The sequence below is a fragment of the Leifsonia sp. 22587 genome (assembly GCF_052044215.1).
Classification (GTDB): domain Bacteria; phylum Actinomycetota; class Actinomycetes; order Actinomycetales; family Microbacteriaceae; genus Leifsonia; species Leifsonia shinshuensis_C.
The window spans coordinates 569,141-588,770 of record NZ_JBQENB010000003.1; the positions used below are offsets into that span (position 1 = coordinate 569,141).

Annotated in this window: 17 protein-coding genes and 1 pseudogene; 5 read left to right on the top strand and 13 right to left on the bottom strand. The window is 66.2% G+C overall.

The genetic code is table 11. From position 1 onward, the window contains the following. The first annotated feature begins 152 nt into the window (after positions 1 to 152). Positions 153 to 2,588 carry a family 16 glycoside hydrolase gene (locus ACTJI1_RS14970; RefSeq protein WP_440743254.1) on the top strand — a complete coding sequence of 812 codons (2,436 nt, stop codon included), beginning with the start codon at positions 153 to 155 and terminating at the stop codon, positions 2,586 to 2,588. Between the two features lie 181 nt (positions 2,589 to 2,769). Here the strand turns inward: ACTJI1_RS14970 and ACTJI1_RS14975 are convergent, their stop codons facing one another. From ACTJI1_RS14975 to tyrS, 4 genes and pseudogenes are all read right to left on the bottom strand, one after another. Beyond that, positions 2,770 to 3,003, bottom strand: a complete 234-nt coding sequence (locus ACTJI1_RS14975; RefSeq protein WP_440743255.1) for a transposase — start codon at positions 3,001 to 3,003, stop codon at positions 2,770 to 2,772. A 228-nt stretch (positions 3,004 to 3,231) separates the two neighbouring features. Beyond that, positions 3,232 to 4,394, bottom strand: a pseudogene (locus tag ACTJI1_RS14980) (IS30 family transposase). A 116-nt stretch (positions 4,395 to 4,510) separates the two neighbouring features. Next, entirely contained in the window at positions 4,511 to 4,942 is a 432-nt protein-coding gene (locus ACTJI1_RS14985; RefSeq protein WP_440743256.1) for a PfkB family carbohydrate kinase, read from the bottom strand. 203 nt (positions 4,943 to 5,145) lie between these two features. After that, positions 5,146 to 6,357 carry a tyrosine--tRNA ligase gene (gene tyrS / locus ACTJI1_RS14990; RefSeq protein WP_440743257.1) on the bottom strand — a complete coding sequence of 404 codons (1,212 nt, stop codon included), beginning with the start codon at positions 6,355 to 6,357 and terminating at the stop codon, positions 5,146 to 5,148. A gap of 231 nt (positions 6,358 to 6,588) precedes the next feature. On the opposite strand from tyrS, the gene ACTJI1_RS14995 reads away from it, so the two are divergent. From ACTJI1_RS14995 to ACTJI1_RS15010, 4 genes are all read left to right on the top strand, one after another. Continuing rightward, positions 6,589 to 7,224 (top strand): AAA family ATPase, encoded by a 636-nt coding sequence (locus ACTJI1_RS14995; protein ID WP_440743258.1) that lies wholly within the window; start codon positions 6,589 to 6,591, stop codon positions 7,222 to 7,224. A 225-nt stretch (positions 7,225 to 7,449) separates the two neighbouring features. After that, positions 7,450 to 8,097 carry a peptidoglycan-binding protein gene (locus ACTJI1_RS15000; RefSeq protein ID WP_440743259.1) on the top strand — a complete coding sequence of 216 codons (648 nt, stop codon included), beginning with the start codon at positions 7,450 to 7,452 and terminating at the stop codon, positions 8,095 to 8,097. Between the two features lie 7 nt (positions 8,098 to 8,104). Beyond that, on the top strand, positions 8,105 to 10,435 hold the full coding sequence (locus ACTJI1_RS15005; RefSeq protein ID WP_440743260.1) for a hypothetical protein: 2,331 nt from the start codon (positions 8,105 to 8,107) through the stop codon (positions 10,433 to 10,435). 64 nt (positions 10,436 to 10,499) lie between these two features. Further along, positions 10,500 to 10,793 carry a putative quinol monooxygenase gene (locus ACTJI1_RS15010; RefSeq protein ID WP_440743261.1) on the top strand — a complete coding sequence of 98 codons (294 nt, stop codon included), beginning with the start codon at positions 10,500 to 10,502 and terminating at the stop codon, positions 10,791 to 10,793. A 146-nt stretch (positions 10,794 to 10,939) separates the two neighbouring features. Here the strand turns inward: ACTJI1_RS15010 and ACTJI1_RS15015 are convergent, their stop codons facing one another. The 9 genes from ACTJI1_RS15015 to ACTJI1_RS15055 all read right to left on the bottom strand — a co-directional run bounded on the left by ACTJI1_RS15015 (position 10,940) and on the right by ACTJI1_RS15055 (position 19,480). Continuing rightward, positions 10,940 to 11,905, bottom strand: coding sequence for an alpha/beta hydrolase (locus ACTJI1_RS15015; RefSeq protein ID WP_440743262.1), 966 nt, complete (start codon positions 11,903 to 11,905; stop codon positions 10,940 to 10,942). Positions 11,906 to 11,936: 31 nt separating this feature from the next. Continuing rightward, a complete protein-coding gene (locus ACTJI1_RS15020) occupies positions 11,937 to 12,650 on the bottom strand; it encodes an alpha/beta hydrolase (protein ID WP_440743263.1) in 714 nt (237 codons plus the stop codon). Between the two features lie 179 nt (positions 12,651 to 12,829). Continuing rightward, positions 12,830 to 13,759 carry a helix-turn-helix domain-containing protein gene (locus ACTJI1_RS15025; protein ID WP_440743264.1) on the bottom strand — a complete coding sequence of 310 codons (930 nt, stop codon included), beginning with the start codon at positions 13,757 to 13,759 and terminating at the stop codon, positions 12,830 to 12,832. 119 nt (positions 13,760 to 13,878) lie between these two features. Further along, positions 13,879 to 14,502, bottom strand: a complete 624-nt coding sequence (locus ACTJI1_RS15030; RefSeq protein ID WP_440743265.1) for a TetR/AcrR family transcriptional regulator — start codon at positions 14,500 to 14,502, stop codon at positions 13,879 to 13,881. A gap of 20 nt (positions 14,503 to 14,522) precedes the next feature. Then, entirely contained in the window at positions 14,523 to 15,404 is an 882-nt protein-coding gene (locus tag ACTJI1_RS15035) for a helix-turn-helix transcriptional regulator (RefSeq protein ID WP_440743266.1), read from the bottom strand. A 92-nt stretch (positions 15,405 to 15,496) separates the two neighbouring features. Further along, positions 15,497 to 16,297, bottom strand: a complete 801-nt coding sequence (locus tag ACTJI1_RS15040; protein WP_440743267.1) for a family 1 encapsulin nanocompartment shell protein — start codon at positions 16,295 to 16,297, stop codon at positions 15,497 to 15,499. After that, positions 16,294 to 17,340 carry a Dyp-type peroxidase gene (locus tag ACTJI1_RS15045; protein ID WP_440743268.1) on the bottom strand — a complete coding sequence of 349 codons (1,047 nt, stop codon included), beginning with the start codon at positions 17,338 to 17,340 and terminating at the stop codon, positions 16,294 to 16,296. The genes ACTJI1_RS15040 and ACTJI1_RS15045 overlap by 4 nt, the downstream gene beginning before the upstream one ends. Before the next feature lie 26 nt (positions 17,341 to 17,366). Then, a complete protein-coding gene (locus tag ACTJI1_RS15050) occupies positions 17,367 to 17,852 on the bottom strand; it encodes a MaoC family dehydratase (RefSeq protein WP_440743269.1) in 486 nt (161 codons plus the stop codon). After that, on the bottom strand, positions 17,849 to 19,480 hold the full coding sequence (locus ACTJI1_RS15055; RefSeq protein ID WP_440743270.1) for an MFS transporter: 1,632 nt from the start codon (positions 19,478 to 19,480) through the stop codon (positions 17,849 to 17,851). Before ACTJI1_RS15055 ends, ACTJI1_RS15050 begins: the two co-directional genes overlap by 4 nt. Positions 19,481 to 19,630: the final 150 nt, after the last annotated feature.

A 19,630-nucleotide genomic window follows, 5' to 3' on the forward strand; every position in this document is an offset into this window, starting at 1 on the left:
GCCGGGCCCCTCGACGCGAACGTGGAAACGAAGAGATCCGTTGCTCGCGTGGTGGGCCCACCCACCCTCGCGGGGATACGAGCGATTCTCTGGCCCGCCGCGCTTACGCGACTGGCTCAACGGAGCTATTGACCAGATTATAATCGTATAATATGCTCGACAAATCTGAGCGCATCGCTCAAGGATCGAGGAGGCTCAAGATGGCGTCACAGATACAAGAACGAAGTAGGACCTTGGCGATCCTCGCGGTGGCCGCTTCAGTAGCGCTCGTAACAGCCGCTGCGCTTACCGCGGCCCCGCCCGCAAACGCCAATGACTTGGGCTCGAGCGTTTATACCAGGACGTCTAGCACTGAGTCGATGGCCTACGACAGGACCATCAGGCTGGAGCACAGCGGCACTGCGAATGGGACGCTCTTGTCGACGTTCGAGCACTGGAACACTACGACGAGTCCCGCCGCGTTGCTGATTCGGAAGAGTGCGGACAACGGGTCCACTTGGTCTACCGCGGCTTCACTGACCGACCCGTTGACAGGAACAGACCACCCATCAAACCAAATTTATCAACCGTTTCTCTTCGAGTTCCCGACATCGTTGGGGTCATATCCTGCCGGGAGCCTGATACTCATCGCGAACATTGCACCCAGTACGGACGTCCAAACCAACTTCGTCATGTGGCGAAGCTCCGACCACGGCTCTACGTGGACGTATCAACAGACTCTGCAGACGGGGGGAGGGTCCACCGGCGCGCCCAACGGTGGCAGTGGTGTGTGGGAACCGTTCGTGATGGTCAATGGTTCCGGGCAACTGGCCATGTTTTTCTCGGACGAGCGAAAGGAGCCGACGTACGCCCAAGTGGTCGCTCACACGGTGTCGAATGACGGTGGTGACACGTGGAGCGCGAAACCGGACGGATCTACTAACTTCTCTCCAGGACTTGTTGTTGATGTGGCCAGCACGTCATCAACGGACCGGCCCGGGATGCCCACGGTCGCGACGCTTCCCAGCGGTAATGAGGTGCTTGCCTACGAGATTTGCGGTACAGGGCGCAACTGCGAAGCCCACACCAAGACCTCGAGCGACGGTGGCTCCACGTGGGGCACGGGGGCCTCTGACCTTGGCACTGAGGCCGTCACTGGTGATGGCCGATATTTGGGAAGCAGTCCCTTCATCGTCTGGAGCCCTGCCGGCGGCCCTGACGGTGAACTCCTTCTGACGGGAATGCGGACCCGTTACCTTGCCACCAACGCATTCACGCAGGAGGATCGCCAGGCGATTTTTGTCAACACGGATAATGGAACGGGCAACTGGTCCTGGACGCCAGCGCCATTCCAGCCGATCTTGGTCAGTGGGATTGGATGTGCCGCCAGCTACAGCCCGGATCTTCTTCTCGGCCGCAGCGGTACGTCCGTCAGATACACAACCGCGACAGCGGTCGGGTCTACCGGGTGTATGGAAGGCACGGGTGAAGCAAACGCGGGGGTTCTTCCCTACGTCAGCACGTTCGACGGAGGTCAGGCAGGCTGGATCAACTATGGAGGGTGTTGGAGCACTTCCAGCGGAGTCCTTTCCGAAAGTTGTGGCGGCAGCAACGGAAACAAGTCCCTCGCCGGTTCCACTGGCTGGTCCGATTACACGCTGGCGGGCGATGTCCGGCTCGATAGCGGCACCCAGGCCGGATTCATAGTCCGGGCCTCGGACCCATCAGTGGGCGCGGACACCTACAACGGCTATTACGTCGCCGTTACAGCGACTCAGTTGGTCCTCGGCAAGGAGAACGGATCCTGGACGGCTCTTGCCAACGCCACCATCCCGGGGGGCCTATCAGGTGGAACTTGGTACCACGTCACCGTCCAAGCGATCGGATGCACCTTCACCGTCAGCGGCGTTCCCTCCGGTTCAACGGCCACACCGATCAGCCTGACATACACCGACACGGGTTGCTTCACCTCCGGTTCTATCGGAGTGCGAGACCAGAGCAGCACAGCCAGCTGGCGGAACATCGTCGTAACAGCTGGTGGGCTTACCACGTCAACACCCACGCCATACCTCGCGCCGTTTGACTCCGGAAGCACATCGGGTTGGACCCCCTACGGCGGGACCTGGGCGGCCAGCGGATCTCCAGGCGCGTACTCCGACTCGATCGGGGGCGCCGGAGATAAATCGGTAACGGGATCGAGCAGCTGGACGAATTACGCGGTGGCCGGAGACGTCTCCCTAGGCAACGTCACCGGGAACGCCGGCCTACTGGTGAGGGTCACCAGCCCAGCCGTAGGCGTCGACTCCCTCAACGGTTACTTTATTGGCGTGAATCAGTCCAGCATCTTCCTCGGACGCGAGACAAACAGCTGGACGATGCTGCAATCGACGAGTCTTCCTGTTCCGCTCGCCAACAACACCTGGTACCGATTGGTTGCCCAGGTATCGGGATGCACAGTCTCAGTCACGGGTGTCCCCAGCACTGGAGGGGAATCTGCCCACTTCTCGTATACCGATACCGGCTGTACCACTACTGGTGCAGGGGCCATAGGTGTTCGGACGTACAACACAACCGCTCAGTGGCGGTTCTTCCAAGCCGTGCAGAACTAACCAGGGCACTCATTAGTACCCGACAAGACGGCCGCTGAAGCAAATCCGGGTTGGCGACAGCGGCGCCCGCATCCGGCCCACCATCCCCCCAATGGTGGGCCGGATGGTTTGGTGTGGGCACATCCCGTGCCTCGGGCGCATGTTCGCTGCGAGCCGTCATCGTGCTAGCCCGTTCGAGTCCCTAAGCCGCTCGCGTGTGCAGGCCGTCGCTGGAGCGGCCCGGCCGCAAGCCGCCATCGATCTCGGCCCGCTGGACCCAGCCGCGAAGCGTGTCCGACGGGATCCCGAGCTGCTGCCCGACACGCGTGCACGCGCCACGACGGCCGCCATCCTCATCACGTGCAGCCAGGACCAGCCGCACAGCCCGCTCCTTCAACTCAGGCGGATACTTCCTCAACTTCGGCATTCCCCTCATCCTGTCGAGATGTCAGGAGCCTCCACCAGACCTGGGGCGGCACAAAGGGTCGGAAGGTCTCGCACTGGACGCTGGAGGGACGCTTTTCGGGTGTCCAGCCTATTCAGCCCCAACGTCGGCCGATAGCTTGAGGCCCCGATGCAAGATGTTCTCGACTTCTGAACTCGCACGGGTGACGGCGCTTACTGAAATTCCCCAGTTCTGCTCGGCGGGTTCCAGCGGTCGTCGCTACACGGCCCTGGTCTGCAGAGTAGCGAAGAGGTCGTGCGGTGTCTTCCAGTCGAGCGTCTTCCGCGGTCGTCGGTTGAGTTCGTCACTGACTCGGCGCAGGTCCTCCACGGTGTGCACGCGGAGATTCGTGCCCTTCGGGAAGTAGTCCCTCAGCAGCCCATTCGTGTTCTCGTTCGTCGGCCGCTGCCATGGCTTCCCGGATCGCAGAAGTACACCGGCATGCCCACCGCCGCCGCAACCGTGAGGTGGTGGCTCATCTCGCTGCCCTGGTCCCAGGTCAGCGACTTCCGCAGCGACGTTGGGAGCGCGCGGAACGTCGCGATGAGCTGATCGCGGACCGGGCCGGCGCGGGACTCGCCATCGAGGTGGAGCAGAATAGTGTACCGGAACGTGCGCTCGACGAGCGTGCCGATGGCAGAGCGGTTGTACGCGCCGACGATGCAATCCCCCTCCCAGTGACCATGCTCGAGCCGATCCAGGACCTCCACGGGTCGCTTATCGATCGGCGTGATCGGCACCACGAACCGGGGTCGACGCTGGTCACCGCGACGACGCGGACGCCGGTGCGGTCGCCCCGTGCGCAGCGCCGCGCTCGCCTCTCGCGCAATCACGCGGCTCGGTGCGTAGAGCGCCTGATAGATCGTCTCGACCGCGATCGATTCGCCGTGCTTCGTTGCGAGCTCGTGGGCGATCTGCTCGGGGCTCCACCGCACGTCCAGGTACCGCTGCACCAGTGAGCGCAACACGGTTTCGGTCTCGAGTCGTCGGCGCTTGGGACGGGGGCGGCGGGCACGCATCAACGCGTGCGCGGTGAACGGGTGATAGTCGCCGTCACTGGCACGGTTGCGGGTCAGCTCCCGTGCGACCGTCGAGACCGCGCGGCCCAGCTCGGCCGCGATCGCCCGCGCAGACTTCCCGACACGGTGGCCGTCGGCGATGCGGACGCGCTCCGCTTCGCTCAAGTACCGATCGGATTCGGGCCTGCCCTGATACCGGCCGACGACCGGTTCCACGATACGGGTGCCGGTCGGTTTGACGATCACGCCGCCGTTCTTCCACCAGTGCCCCGTCTTACGGTCGATCCCGAGACGCCGGCACGCCTCGGAGATCGACACCCCCTGCTGCAGCAGCTTAGCGAACGCACGCTGCTTGTGCACCATCGGCTGTCGTCCCGGACGACGCGTCGAACCAGATCTCATACACACCCACTTACCTCAGGTGTAGCGGCGACCGCTGGAACCCGCCGAGCAGAACTGGGGAAATTCGCTGAGCGCCGTCACCGGGACAGACTGCGATCTGGATTTCGCCCTGATCGTCTACCACGATGCGGGCGTTGCCAGTGTGTGAGCCCGTCACCGTCGAACTCTCGACGTATCAACGTTCGCGCCTCGGAGTGTAGCGAGGGCCCAATCTCCATCGGTGTCCTCGCCGACGCAGGCGACGAGCCGGTGCGTGCTCGGAGGCGAGCAGCAGCAACGGCTTGGTTGGCCCCCTTGCCTCCAACATCTCGTGAGAGCAGGCCGTTTCCGATCGTTTCACCAGCCGACGGAAGCTTCCGCATGCGAGCCGCAAAGTCGACGTCGATGCTGCCGACTACAACCACATCAGGCATACGCAATGTCCCGTGCGTTGCCATTCTCGATGGTGCATCTCTGACGTAGCATCGGCCTGCTTTCGCTCGGGACAGCCAGGGGACAGTTGCAACCATCTTCGCGTGGTGCAGGGTGTGTACTCATTGCGTTCGGTTCCCGAAAATGCGGTAAGGGGTCGGCTTACTCGACCCTGCTAAGGTGGAGTCCCCGTAAGGGGACCGAGGGTTCAAATCCCTCCGTCTCCGCCAGTTGCTCCAGGCCGCTGTGAGCGTCTTCCCCGGAAGCAGACGCCGCGGATGGGGCGGTGTCGTGCGGTTCTTCACCGCCCGGCGCGCACCGTGACTCGCGCCCACGCCCGCCTCCCAGATCGAATGATGCTCCCGTCGGTCACGGTGACCTGCTCGTTGGGGTCACCCAGCAGTCGCCCGTCGACACGAACCGCGTTCTGAGCGAGCAAGCGCCGGCGTGCGGATTGGCTGAGGTCAGGGCGGACTGCTTCGAGCAGGTCCAACGCAGTGAGCGCGCGATCAGAGATAGTGACGTCTCGGATGTCCTTCGGATCGGCGCGACCAGAAAAGACGTTCAGGAACGCCTCGCGCTCCCGAGCGGCGGCTGCGGTGCCGTGGTACCGCTCGACGACCGCTCCCGCAATCGTGAGCTTCGCGTCTCGGGCGACCTCGCCGCCGGCTTTCATGTCCTCGCGAATGCGGGCGAGCTCGCGCTCGTCGAGATTCGTGTACGCGCTGGCCCAGACACCGGCGAGGTCGTCGCTCAAGCTCATGATCTTGCCGAACTTGTCGGTCGGCGTGTCGGTGAGCGCGACGTAGTTGCCCAGCGATTTCGACTGCTTGGGGCCGCCATCGAGGCCCGGGGTGATCACCGTGGTGATGATGCTCTGAGATCGCATGCCGAGGCGTTGCTGGTACTGACGGCCCATCATCTCGTTGAAGAGTTGATCGGAGCCCACAATCGTCACGTCGCTCTGCATGGCGAAGCTGTCGTACCCCTGGAGCACCGGGTACGTGAGTTCATGCAGCGCGATCTCGCGTCCGGCGGCGATCCGCTCGCGGAACATGTCCCTCGCCATCAGCTGCGCGTGAGTCGTCATGCTGAACAGGCCAAGCAGCTCGGAGATCGGCATGCGGCCGAACCACTCCGAGTTCCTGTGCACCTCGAAGACCGCAGGGTCGGTGTCGAGCACGATCGAGACCTGGTCGAGGAACGCCTGCGCGTTGGCCTCGATCGCGTCGGGGGAGAGCACGGGCCGGGTCTCGTTCTTGCCGGTCGGGTCGCCGACCTGCGTGGTCAGGTCGCCGAGGAGGAAGACGACGGTGTGCCCCTGATCCTGCAGATGGCGCATGAGCCAGAGGTTGACCGCGTGCCCGAGGTGCAGATCCGGCGCAGTCAGATCGACGCCGTACTTGATGCGCAGCCGTTCGCCCGCATCCAGCCGCCGCCGCAGCGCCTCCTCGTCGACGATCGAGTCGATCGTCCGCCACATCGGTTCGAGAATCTCATCTGCTCGAGACATGGGTTTCCTCTCCACGCGGCGAGAGGAGTGGACGGGCCAGAGCCTCCCGCGGATACACGAAAGGCAAGGACGAATGTCCTTGCCTTTGGCTCTGACCAGTTAGGAACGCGCGCTACACGACGCCGGCTCTGACCAGAGCCGGGAGATATGCGTGCACGCGCGCGATCATGGGCGAAACTGTAGCACGGCGGTTCGGACCAGGTGCCCGGTACCGCGAGTAGAGTCCGATCCGTGACCGATCCGACGACGCTCCGTCCCGATCCCAGGCAAGGCCTCACGGCGGCGGCCGCCAACCAGACGGTCATATTCGTGGTGGGCCGGCCGGCCTCCGGCAAGTCAACGCTCAGCCGCATCATCTCGGAGCGGCGACACCTGCCCATCGTGGCGAAGGACGACATCAAAGAGCGTCTGTTCGACACCCTGGGTGTCGGGGACGTCCAATGGTCGGAGAGGCTCGGCAGGGCGAGCTTCGCGTTGCTGGACTACTCCATCGAACTCCTCCTGCAATCCGGCGCTTCGTTCATCGTCGACGCTGCCTACAACCCGGCGTATGAGGACGCGAAAGTGCAAGCCTGGCAGCAGCGGTACGGGTTCACCGCGATCCAGGTCCACTGCACGGCCTCTCCTGACGAGCTGACGCGACGGTTCATTCGACGCGAGCAGGACGGAAACCGCCACCCGGGGCACGCCGACGGCCAGCGTGCCGAGCAGTTCCGCGCAACTCTCGGCAATGACGCGCGAGAGGCGCTGGCGGTGGATGGTCCTCTGCTCGCGTACGACACCGAAGATGAGACCGCCTTAGCGCCGCTGCTTGCGCGCCTTGACGAGCTGCTGTCAGAACCAGACAAGCAAGAGGCCGAGCAGTGACCGGGTGCGATTTGAAGAAGCCATGATGGCGCAGCTGGCATTCAGGCCTGATCGAAGCGCTGAGACTCGCGTCATCGCCTCGGGCGCCCCGTTGCTTTAGCACAACCACATGGCCAAATAAACCGTCTTGAGAGCGGCTGCGCCCCGCGTACCTTCCTCACCGGATCGCGCAGAACGTGCGCGATGACCGAAGAGGCGCATGAGGCGCCGGAGACGGAGCGTGCAATGAGCGAGGACAACACCGAAGATCTTCAGCCGCTTTCCGCGGAGGAGCTGGCCGCGGAGGGTGTGACACCCCTTCCCGACAAGGAGGTCGCCTCGATTCTCGACCTGAATGCGGACCTGAACCTCGGGCTGGGGCTCGTCGCTCCCGTCGACCTCGGGGTCGCGGCGAACGCGAACGTGGCGGCACCGATCGAGGCGTCGGCCGGTGCGAACGTGCTCTCGGCCGGGTCCACGGCCGTCGCAGGGGCGGACCAGAGCGCGGCCATCCAGCAGGGCATCGCAGCCGACGCGGTGGCCAACTCCCATCAGGTGAGCGACATGACGCCGGCCGAGGACACGACCTCCGCGCCTGCGCCGTCCGCATCGGCGGCCGTCCCCGGCTCCATCACCGACGGCAACCTCTTGAACGTGAACATCAACGCGGCGGCGGATGCCCACATCGCCGCCCCGATCAACGGCGCGGTCGCCGCGAACGCGAACGTCGCTGCGCCGATCGACGCGAGCGTCGCCGCCAACATCGGCTCGATCGACAGCCAGGCCGCCGCGGTCTCCCACCAGGACGCCGTGATCAACCAGAACATCACCGGTTCCGCGGACGCGACCGCGGGCCAGCAGTCCACCATCCAGCAGCCCTCGACCCAGCCGTAAGCCGACGGTGACCGTCACACCGGACTCGCCCCCCGCGCAGGGCGAGCAGCCACTGCGCGCGGCGACGGGAGCGCTCGACCGGGCCGCCGAGACCCCGGTCCGTGCCCAGGGCGTGGAACTGATCGGCTCCATGCGCGGTTCGGGCTACCGGGAGCCCCCGTCGCTGGTGCGTCGAGCGGACGGGCAGACGCTTCAACTCACCCCGTTGCTCTACGCGGTCCTCGACGAGATCGACGGACACCGGGACGTGAACGCGATCGCCGGACTCGTGAGTTCTCGGGTCGGTCGGCTGGTCCGTCCCGAGGATGTGCTGAGCCTGGTGGACTCGTCCTTGCGTCCCTTGGGGCTCCTGGCCCGGGCGGACGGTTCCGAGCCGGAGGTCAAGCGGTCCAGCCCGCTTCTCGGTCTCCGGCTGCGGAAGGAGATCACGAACCCCGACGTCACGCGTCGGCTCACAGCGCCCTTCGCTCGGCTGTTCCACCCGCTGGTCGTCGTCCCGGTGCTGTGCGTCTTCGTGGCCGCCTGCTGGTGGCTCCTGATGGTGCACGGCCTTGCCGCCGCCACTTATCACGCGTTCCAGGACCCGGGGGTGCTGCTGCTCATCGTCGCCGTGACGATTTTGTCGGCGGGGTTCCACGAATTCGGGCACGCCGCAGCGGCACGTTACGGAGGTGCGATTCCGGGACGGATGGGGGCGGGTTTCTACCTGTTCTGGCCCGCGTTCTTCACCGACGTCACGGATTCGTACCGTCTCGGGCGGGCGGGGCGCGTCCGCACCGACCTCGGCGGCCTCTACTTCAACGCCATCGTCGCGGTCGTCATCGTGGGTGTCTGGTGGGTCACGCGGTGGGATGCGCTCCTCCTGGTCGTCCTGACCCAACTGCTGCAGATGGTGCACCAGCTCCTGCCCACCGTGCGCTTCGACGGCTATCACGTACTCGCCGACCTCACCGGCGTCCCGGACCTCTTCCAGCGCATCAAGCCGACGCTGCTCGGCCTGCTTCCGTGGCGGTGGGGGCGGCCGGAGTCGCGCACCCTCAAGCCCTGGGCGCGCGCGATCGTGTGCGTGTGGGTCCTCGTCGTGATCCCGATGCTGCTGTTCTCGCTGGTGATGATGGTCCTCACCCTGCCCCGAGTGGTCGGCACCGCTGCGACGGCGCTCGCGGAGCGCGCTCAGGCCCTCGCCGCCGAATTCGGCCGTGGCGATGTGGCGGCCGGCGCTGCGCAGATCGCACTCATCGCGGCGACCGCTCTCCCGATCCTGGGCACGTTGTACATCCTGGCCCGTCTGTCCAAGTCGGGGCTCACCGCACTGTGGGTCGGCACCCGCGGTCGCCCAGTCCGCCGCGGGCTCGCCGCCGCGCTCGTCGTCGCGATGCTGGGTGGTCTGGCCTTCGCGTGGTGGCCCAGCGGCCAGACGTATCGCCCGATCCAGCCGTACGAACGCGGCACGCTCTCCGACATCATCGCTCCGGCTTCGTACGAACCCGGGCACCTTTCGCCGGGCTCGACCGGTGCGGTCAACACGGTCTGGCCGGCAGGCGTGTCCCGTCCCACGGCGGACCACCCGCAGCTTGCCACGGTGCTGATCCCCCGCGACGATCGTTCGCCGTCGTGGGTGTTCCCCTTCAATAAACCTCCGGCGCCCAGGCCCGGAGACAACCAGGCGCTCGCCGTCAATACGACGAACGGCTCGACTCTGTACGACGTCGCGTTCGCGCTGGTCTGGGTGACGGGAGGCCAGTCCGCGCTGAACACCAACTCCGCCTACGCATTCGCGCACTGCTCCGGCTGCACCACCGTCGCCGTCGCCTTCCAAGTGGTTCTGATCGTCGGCCAGTCCGATGTCGTCGTGCCCCAGAACATCGCCGCGGCCGCGAACTACGGCTGCGTGGACTGCGTGACCGCGGCGCTGGCAGAGCAGCTGGTCCTCACGGTCGGCTCCGAGCCGGACGCCTCCACACTGGAGAAGCTCACCGAGCTGTGGGCGCAGGTCCAGGCATTCTCGAAGAACCTCGGAGGACTGGCGCTCGCCGATATCCAGGCGAAACTCCTCGACTTCGAACAGCAGCTCAAAGCCATCATCGAACAGGACCCCTCTGCTGTCCCTGCGCCCGGCGGCTCGCCGACAACGGGGGAGGGAACACCGGCGCCGACGACAGGGCCCTTGACCACGCCGACGTCCACCCCGGCGCCGGCGACGGGGCCCGGTTCGACCGCAGAGCCGGCACCAGCCCCGAGCACTGCCCCGAGCCCTGGTGCGTCACCGTCGACCGAGCCCGCTCCGACGCCCCCTGCGGCTCCGGCCCCCACATCGACACCTGTCCCGACCCCGTAAGGTGCCACGGCACCCGCGTGCGACACCCGGGGCTGAGGACCGGCCAGGTGATAGCGTCGCCCGCATGACTGTCACCTCCCTGCTCGACATGCGGTTCGCGACCGACCACCTCGAGGACGGCCCGCAGGCACTGCTCGGCATCCTCGCGGACACCCGCGCGTTCGACGGCTGCCTCGGCGTGCAGGTGGTCACGGACGTCACGGACCCCGCCCACGTGGTAGCCGTCGAGCGCTGGGAATCGCTCGAGCATGATGACGCCTATCGCGCGTGGCGGGCCGGCCCCGGCGCTTCGGGGCTCGGCCAGTACTTGGCCGAGCCGCCCGTGCTGACGCGGTTCACCGACGTCGTCTCCCTCTGACTTTCCTCTGTGGCCACGCAAACCCGTTCCGGGTCCATGGGTCAGGGGTGACGAGTCGGATCATCCCGAGCGGTCGCGGCACACACCAACACACCATGTCATTGATCGGCGGCGGGGAGCCGTAGCTCCCCGCCGCCGGCCATCGGTCACGCGGACAGCGCGTCCTTCAGGAATGACACTGCCTGCGCGATCGCGGCCGTCGCCTGCGGTGTGTCGTGCAGGGCGTTGAGCATCACGAAGTCGTGGATGATGCCCTCGTAACGGACGCCCGTCACGTCGACGCCTGCGGCGCGGAGCTTGGACGCGTACGCCTCGCCCTCGTCCCGGAGCACGTCGCATTCGGCGTTGATCACCAGCGCAGGCGGGAGACCCTTGACGTCATCGAGGGTCGCACGCAGCGGGGAGACGGTGATCTCATCCCGCTCCTCCTGGGTGGAGGTGTACTGGTCCCAGTACCACTTCATCGCGTCGCGAGTGAGCCAGTAGCCGTCGGCGAACTCGTCGTAGGAGCCGTCGTCGAACCTCGCGTCGGTGACCGGGTAGAACAGCACCTGCGCTTTGAACGTCACGTCGCCGCGCTGCTTGGCCATCAGGGTGAGCGCGATCGCCATGTTGCCGCCGACGGAGTCGCCGGCGATGACGATGTTGCTGCCGTCGAGGTTCTCGTCGGAGCCGTGCTCGACCGCCCACTTCGCTGCCGCGTAGGCCTGCTCGTTCGCGACCGGGTACTTCGCCTCTGGGGAGCGGGTGTACTCCGGGAAGACGACGGCTGCGCCGGTGCCGATCGCGAGGTCGCGGACGAGGCGGTCGTGGGTGTGCGCGTCGCCGAAGACCCAACCGGCGCCGTGGGTGTAGACCACGACGGGGAGGGTGCCGGTGGCGCCCTTCGGCCTGACGATGCGCACCGGCACCGAGCCGGTGGGGCCACCCGTGACGGTGATCCACTTCTCGTCGACCTCTGGCTTGAAGATCTCCGAGTCCTGGACGCCGTCGACGATCTTCCGCCCTTCATCCGGTGCCAGCTGGTACAGGAACGGCGGGTTCAGCGTGGCCTCGGCGAAGGCGAGCGCCTCGGGCTGAAGCGTGTAGTTCTTGGGGTTAGCGGTTGCCACGGTGGGTTCCCTTCGTGCCTGAGCGTTGAGCTCAGGCCAGCTCCTCGATGGCGTCGACGATGAACTGCACGACCTCCTCGGGGTGGGCGCGCATCACCAGGTGCGGCGAGTCGAGCTCGACGACGCGACGGAAGTTCGCACGCTTGTACCCGAAGCGCTCGACGTCCGGGTTGATGGTGTGGTCGGCGGCGGAGACAATGCCGAACGCGGGCTTCGTCTTCCATGCCGCGACCGGCGCGGTCTCGCTGAACGCGAGCGCAGCGAGCGGCCGCTGCGCGACCGCGAGGACCTCCGAGACCGCCGGGTCGACGCCGGCGGCGAAGACCTCGGGGAACGCTTCGATCTTCACCGAGACGTCGGTTCCGTCCTCCGCGCCCGGGATCGGGAAGGGCGTGTAGACGAGGTTCGCGGCCAGCTCGGAGTCCGGGAACCCGCCCTGGAGCTGACCGAGGCTCTCGCCCTCCTCCAGGGCGTAACCGGAAAGGTAGACGAGGCCGATCACGTTGTCCGCCGCGCCGGCGACGGTGATCACCGCGCCGCCGTACGAGTGGCCGACGAGGAGCACCGGGCCCTCGACCTTCTCGACGACGGAGCGGATGTAGGCGGAGTCGCCCAGAAGGCTACGGTTCGGGACGGCCGGGACGAGGACCTTGTACCCGCGGTCGAGGAGCTTGCGGGTGACCGGCTCGAAGCTGGCCGCGTCGGCGAATGCGCCGTGGATCAGGACGATGGTGGGGGTGGTCATGTCGATTCCTTTCAGGGTTGCCTGCGTCACCGACGTTATGGAGCGTGCACCCCCGTTGTCGTGGCCCCGGTACGGTCTGCCAGGAGCGTCCGAGAAGCGGATGACGTGCCCCGACGTGCTCGCGTGGACCTTCCGGAGACGTCGGATGGCCCTCGCGGGGCTACGGCGCCGGAGTGGCTTTATCGGCCGACTGAGTGGTCGAGGTATTCCAGCCGCGGGGGGATCGGTTTGCCGACCGCGGCGATCTCCTTTTCGACGCGGAGTTTCGCCCTCAGATAGTCCAGTGCGGCCGCGGACGGCGGCTCACCCGGGTCGCCGAGCATGGTCAGGAATTCTGTGCGCCCCGGCACCTCGAACGTCTGCCAACGGAAGTTCAGCATCCCGAACGGTTGGACCTCGACAGCGACGATGCCGCTGCGGAGCGGCCTGGCCTCGTGGCTGTTCCACACCTGCCGGAACAGCGCGGATCGCGATGACAGGGAGGCCACGAGAAGTTGCAGGCGAGGATCGTTCGGGTCGGCCCAGTAGCGGAGCGCCCTGACGTGGTTCGTCGCGGCGCGGTCCCAGTAATCGCGTTCGGGACCGGTGGCCTGGAGCGCGCCGAGCACGACATCTTCGACAAGATTTGCTCTGGGCCGGTTCATGAATGGCATCAGCTCGCGACCGAGGTCGTTCACGCCGAGGATGTCCTGGTTGCGGTCGACGACGTACGCCGGATTCGAAGCCCATTGCTGCAGCACTCGGGTGACGCGCTCAGTCAGGTCTCCGCCCGGCTGGGCGACGGTGAAGGACTGCCCGACGCGAAGCGCTCGCGAGGGGAGGGCGGGCGCCGCCTGGCCTGCGAGGCGGAACAGATACTCCGTCGCGTCCTCATCCAGCTGCAACGCCCGCGCGAGGGCGGTGAGAACCTGACCGGACGGCTGCCGGTCACGCCCCTGCTCGAGCCGGAGGTAGTACTCGGCGCTGATCCCGGCCAGCTTCGCGACCTCCTGTCGGCGGAGGCCCCGGACCCTGCGCTTTTCATCGACGGGGAGGCCGGCATCTTCGGGGGAGAGCGCGTCGCGGCGAGCTCGTAGGTAGACGCCCAATACAGCGGTCGGATCAGTCATGGCACTTCTCCTCTCGGGTCAGTGCAACTCTGCCGGAAATCCAGATTCCAGAATCAGCGACTGCGCGCACGAGCAAGATCCGATGCGCTGGAAGTCAAGAACCGCGGTGCCGCGATGGGTCAGCGCGACAGCTGCGGCTCGAAACGGCTGAGGACTGAAGCGGACAGCTGCCGGAGAGCGTCGACGTCGTCGTCAAGCAGGCTGTACTGAATCAGGGAGTGGGAGGCGACCACGATCTCGGATGCCAGGACGACCCGGTCCTCCGGCGATGCGACGTCATCCTCGTCGAGTCGTGCGCGGACAAGCGACTGCATCTCCAGAGTGGCCGCTGTGGCGACCTCCCGCACTTCCGGCCATTCGCGACCGAGTTCCGCCATGCTGTTGAGCATCAAGCACCCCCAGCTCGGGGAATGCGCTGCGCAGTCTTCGACCACGGCCGCGAACAGTCGCGCGACAGCTTCAGCGGGGGTCTGCCCCGACTCCATCGATTGCCTGACCGTTTCGACGCGCGACGCGCAGTAGCGCTGGAGCACGATGAGGAAGAGGCCCGCTTTCGAGACGTACGCGCCATAGATGCTGCCGTTACCGACACCGGACTGTCGAGAGATGTCCGTCATCGACGCGAGGGTGTATCCCTTGCTCCAGAACGCGTCGAGCGCGCTCGAGAGCACCCGCTCCTCGTCGAACTCTCTCTTTCGAGACATCTGCCGAGCGTACCAAGAGCTCGCGGGGCCGAGCAGCACGTGGCCTGTCCCTGTGAGAGCTACTCCCGCTCCGCACGCGAGCGGCGCCAGTCGCGCGGAGTCACGTCGTACGCGCGACGGAAGGCCCGGCTGAAAGCCGACGGGGAGGCGAAGCCGCACTGCGCGGCGATGTTCTCGATCGATGTGGTCTCTGCTTGCAGCATGCGCTCGGCTTTCGCCAGTCGCGCCGCCAGGATCGACTGAGCGACCGACTCGGGCTCGCCTTCGAAGGCCTTGTGCAGCGTGCGCACTGAGACCTGAAGCGCATCAGCGACTCGCTGCGGGGCGATGCTCGGGCAGGAAGCGTTGATCTCTATGTAATTCAGCGCCTGGGTGACGAGATTGCGCGACTTCCGCTCCGGTGGTGAATTCTTGCCGAGGGCATCGTCGAAGAGTCCGGCGCAGAGGTTGACGATCGATTGGGTCAACGCAGTCGTCGTACCGGTACCCATCTTCGAACTCGGCGCGAGGAGTTCCCGGCACATCATCCCGAGCAGGCGCGGTATCGCCTCCGATTGACCGAACCGGCGCTGCATCAGCCAGTCGATCTCCCGGGACGAGGCGTGCAGCAGGTCACTCGCGAATCTCAACGACACCGAACGGAAGTCGAGCGTCATCCCGACCTTCTCCACGCGGGTGAGATGACTCATGGCCATGTCGCCGCGCGTTCTGATGATGGTCTCCCGGCCGACGGTCGAGGCGACCGTCCCTGCTGTCACGAACGCCAGGACGACGACATCGCCTGGGTCCTCGTAGGCTCTGCCGTCTTCTTCGAGGTTGCTCGGAGCGCTGACCGCGGCGGCGCTGACCTTGTCGAACGCGACGAATCTCGTGGTGCGCGCGGTGTTCGCCGGCAACCGCCCGTAGAGGCGGCCGGCAGTGGGCACGATGGCTGGGCTCATGCCGAACGCTGTTCCACGCTAGCCATGCTGTCCATCCCTGTGAGGGTATCGGGGTCTGGGAGGGAAACCAACGTCGATCCGGTTGAGCACACCTAGAAGAGGGCCACGGCGGCTTCGGGCGTGGCGACCCGGAAGCTGAAGGACTCTTCCAGATAGAGCGTGACCTCGTCGCTCGTGTGGCTCGAGTAGCCGAGCGCGATGTCCTGCCCGGATTCGAAAGCGAAGTCACCGCCGCGGAGGCTGACGACGACCGGACCCGGTGTGTTCGGCACCCACAGTGCGGGACCGCCGAGAATCCGGTGAAGGTGGTGCGCCAGCGGGGAACCGCCCTCATCGCTCCCGCCTTCGACGTCGACCCAGCTGTCGGTGTCGAGCGCCAGTCCGTACGGTCCGTCGATGCCCGACCGTTTCAGTTGCGCTACGGCGGCTGCGACGGCTCGTGCAAGGTCGGCTGGTTCTGCGGAGTCGCGGACTGTCGGCGTCGGAATGGCAGGGATGATGCCGGTGAACCCAGCAGCATCCCAACCGTTGAAGATGGCGGAGTTCTCGGTGGTCGCGAGATCCGCCGCCGCTTTGTCCAAGGCCGACAGATCGACGTCCACCGCGCCACGGTCCGCCGCGTCGAGCTCTGACCGTGCAAGCGTGAACTGCACACGGACCTCCGCAAGCGGGAGGACGACGCGCGCGCGAGCTGTGACACCGGAGGTCGGGGCGTCGATGACCTGGGTGACGCGGCCGACCGACGTGGAAGAGTGACCCCAGCCGTTCGGGCCGGTGAAGTCGACGAGCTTGCGGCCGTTGAGCGCGGGAAGCAAGCGCGTCCGTGCTTCGTCGTCCAACATCTCCCACGTGGAGGAGGTGATCGGTGCGAGCTCGCGGAAGAGATGGTTCATGATGCAGCGTCCTTCGGGTGAGAGCGACGGGATCCGATGCCGAGTGACCCGTCAGTGGTCGGCCGTTCTAGGGCAGCGCTTGGAGTCTGCGCGGGCGGTTCCGCTGCCGGTTCGTCGTCCATTCGGGCGAGGAACGACGCCGGCGGGATGAAGAAAGTCGTTCCGGTGCGGGCGGTGGAGAAGTCGAGGAGCCGGTCGTGCAGCCCTGGCGGGTCGCCGATGAACATCCGTTCCAGCATCTGCTCGATCACCCAGAGGTTGCGGGCGTAGCCGATGAAATACGTGCCGACTTCGCCGCTGGCGGCGCTTCCGAAGGGCATGTTGTCGCGGAGGATGTCGTGCTCCACGCCGTCTTCGTCCACGATCGTCGCGAGCGTCTTATGCGCCTTCTGTCCGGAGCGGGCGTCGTCGAGTTCGACGTTGTCCGCCTTCCTGCGCCCCATGATCGTCTCCTGCTGCTCGGTGGAGAGGGCGTTCCAAGCCGACAGCGGGTGGGTGTACTTCTGGACGACGGCGTAACTGCCGCCGGCGTACGCGGGGTCCTCGTCGCCTACCAGGGTGGCTTCGGGGAGTTGCCGGCCGACCGGGTTCGCCGTCCCATCGACGAACCCGAGCAGGTCGCGGATGTCGAAGTAGCGGAATCCGATGGTTTCGTCTGCGACGTCGACAGCTCCCGCGAGTTGTTGGAGGAGGAGTTGCTCGAATTCGAAGCAGAGGTCTCTCCTGTCCGAACGGATATGGAAGAGGAGGTCCCCGGCCGTGGCAGGTGCTGTGTGCACGGCGCCGCGGACCGTTCTGAATGGGTGAAGTTGTGCAGGCAGCGGTTTCCGGACCAGGGTGGGCCACACCCGCGCGCCTATGCCGACAGTACAGCTGAACGAGGAACCGAGTCCTCGGAATGCGACGGACTTGATGAGCCCGCCCGCGTCGGCGAGAGCCGACCGGACCGTGTCGATCGCTGTGTCGGTGTCACGGATGGTGAGCACGAGGAAGATCGCGGCTTGCGTCAGTGGTGCATCGACGGTCTGCGGTTCGATCGGCACCCGTGTGTCGCCGCTGACTGCACTGTTCACGCTGCCGGCGCCTCGGTCCGCTTGAGCAGATAGGTGTGCTCGCCGGAGAGGACGATCTCCGACCGCTGGTTCCAGACGGTCACCGCCGCGGTGACGACACCGTTCGGCCCGTCGGGGGTGAGCGCCGTGATCTCCAGCTGCGAGTAGAGGGTGTCCCCAGCGTGGACCTCGCCGAGGAACTTCGCCGACAGCCCGGTGAAGGCGACGAAGACCTCGCCGATCACATGCGGGAACAGCGTTGCTCCCGGCGCCGTGAAGGCGAGGACCTGCAGCCCGTGGACGACGGGGGCGCTGTGCCCGTGTGCTTTCGCCCACACCTGGTCGTAGTGGACCGGGTGGTTGTCGGCCGACACGGCCTGAAACGCTGACGCGTGCGCGTCGGTCAGGGTGCGGCTGGGGGCGCGGAAGATCTCGCCGATCCGGAGCTGTTCGAAGGTGCGCGGCTGGACGATGCCGAAGTGCAGCGGGTCGAATTCGGTCACGGGTATCTCTCTTTCTGTTGCTGGCGGAAGTAGTGGTGTTCGGTGGGTGGGCCGCTGGTGTACGCGACCGCTGCGTCGAGCTGTTCGCGATCCCGTCCGGTCATCCGCTCCGTCTCCTGCCTGCGGTGCTCCGCCCAGGACGGGACCATGAAGCTCTCGAGGTACAGGTCTTCCTCTTCCCCGCCCCGGTAGAGCGCCCAGCGGTAGCCGCCGGTACGGCGGCGTGATCCTTCCACCAGGCGCATTGCCGCGAGGAAAGGTGCACGGGAAGCGTCCGGCACCCGGTACGCGACGTGGACGAGCACCGGACCGTCGGTGGGCGCCGGAGTGAACTGCAGTCGCGGTTCGGCCCAGGTCAGTGAGACGCTCCGGTCGATCGTGCCCGTTCCGGCGCGAAGTGGAAGCATGACGGTGCTCAGCGCGACCAGCGCGAGGACGATCGCCGCGGCGAGCAGCGACGCCGATGCGCCGAAGAGCTGTGCGAGGAATCCCCACAGCCAGGAACCGAGGGCCATGGTTCCCATGAAGACGAGGATGTAGACGGAGACGCCCCGGGAACGGACCCACTGCGGCAACGTCAGCTGAAGGGCAGTGTTGAGGACGGTGAGCGTGCCGATCCACGCGAGGCCGCCGACGGCGGATGTCAGCAGGACCGGCCCCAACGGCCAGTAGGCGGTGGCGAATGTCGTCACCGCGAACAGGGCTGCGCTCCACGCGACGATGGTGGTGTCCGTGAGGTGCTTCCTCGCCGGCGGGAGGGCGAAGACGCCGGCGACAGCGCCGACGCCGAGCGCGCCGAGGAGGAGGCCGTACCCGGCCGAGTCGAGATGCAGGCGTTCCGCTGTGAGAGGGAGGAGCGCCCAGATCGCGCTTCCCGGTAACGCGAACAACGCCGCCCGCAGAAGGATCCGGCGGATCAGCGCCGCGGACAGCACGTAGCGCACACCGGCCCGGATTGCCGCGGTGAACGGTTCCCGGTCGTCGAGGCCTTGCTGCGGTGGGCGTTTCCACCAGATCAGTGCCGCGGCCGCGCCGACGAAACTGAGAGCGTTGATGCCGAAGACCACGGGGGTACCGAAGACGGAGAGAACAACACCTGCCAACGCGGGACCGATGGCTCTGGCGCCGTTGACGGTGACACCACCGAGCGCCGACGAGGCAGCGATCAGTTCGCGGGGGACGAGCTCCGGTTGGATCGCCTGCCATGCGGGGGAGGTCAGCGTGGACGTCACACCGAGAAGGAGGGTGATGACCAGGACCGTCCACGGAGTGAGGGTGCCGGCCGCGCTGATAACAGTAAGAACCGTGGCAATGATTGCGCTTGCGATGGAACCCGCGATGAGGAGCTTCCGGCGGTCCAACGAATCCGCGAGTGCACCAGCGGGAAGTGACAACACGATTGCCGGGGCGAGACTTGCTGTTTGAACGAGAGCGATGACGACCGCGCCGGCGGAGACTTCGACGAGGTACCACTGGGCGCCGACGGTCTGCATCCACGTGCCGATGTTGCTCCCGAGCTGCGCGAACCAGAGCACACGGAACGCGGGGATGGCCATCGGCGCCCACGCGGAAGCCACCCGAAACGAACTGGGCAGGCGTTCCGACGCCGACCCCCGACGATCGCCCATGTCAGTCCCTTTCGTGAGTGAAGAGGCGGCGTCGGCAGCTGTTGGACCGCCGCAAGCTGACGCACTCACAGGGAGAGAACGATCACCTCTTTGTCCATCGCGGCGGTTCCGGCTGCCGGGCCGGCTGATACGACACTAGGAGCGGGTCAA

Excerpts from the sequence above, each read along its gene's own strand:
- ACTJI1_RS14970 (WP_440743254.1), top strand. The coding sequence starts at position 153 with ATGCTCGACAAATCTGAGCGCATCGCTCAAGGATCGAGGAGGCTCAAG.
- ACTJI1_RS14975 (WP_440743255.1), bottom strand. The coding sequence starts at position 3,003 with ATGAGGGGAATGCCGAAGTTGAGGAAGTATCCGCCTGAGTTGAAGGAG.
- ACTJI1_RS14985 (WP_440743256.1), bottom strand. The coding sequence starts at position 4,942 with ATGGTTGCAACTGTCCCCTGGCTGTCCCGAGCGAAAGCAGGCCGATGC.
- tyrS (WP_440743257.1), bottom strand. The coding sequence starts at position 6,357 with ATGTCTCGAGCAGATGAGATTCTCGAACCGATGTGGCGGACGATCGAC.
- ACTJI1_RS15000 (WP_440743259.1), top strand. The coding sequence starts at position 7,450 with ATGAGCGAGGACAACACCGAAGATCTTCAGCCGCTTTCCGCGGAGGAG.
- ACTJI1_RS15010 (WP_440743261.1), top strand. The coding sequence starts at position 10,500 with ATGACTGTCACCTCCCTGCTCGACATGCGGTTCGCGACCGACCACCTC.
- ACTJI1_RS15020 (WP_440743263.1), bottom strand. The coding sequence starts at position 12,650 with ATGACCACCCCCACCATCGTCCTGATCCACGGCGCATTCGCCGACGCG.
- ACTJI1_RS15025 (WP_440743264.1), bottom strand. The coding sequence starts at position 13,759 with ATGACTGATCCGACCGCTGTATTGGGCGTCTACCTACGAGCTCGCCGC.
- ACTJI1_RS15035 (WP_440743266.1), bottom strand. The coding sequence starts at position 15,404 with ATGAGCCCAGCCATCGTGCCCACTGCCGGCCGCCTCTACGGGCGGTTG.
- ACTJI1_RS15040 (WP_440743267.1), bottom strand. The coding sequence starts at position 16,297 with ATGAACCATCTCTTCCGCGAGCTCGCACCGATCACCTCCTCCACGTGG.
- ACTJI1_RS15055 (WP_440743270.1), bottom strand. The coding sequence starts at position 19,480 with ATGGGCGATCGTCGGGGGTCGGCGTCGGAACGCCTGCCCAGTTCGTTT.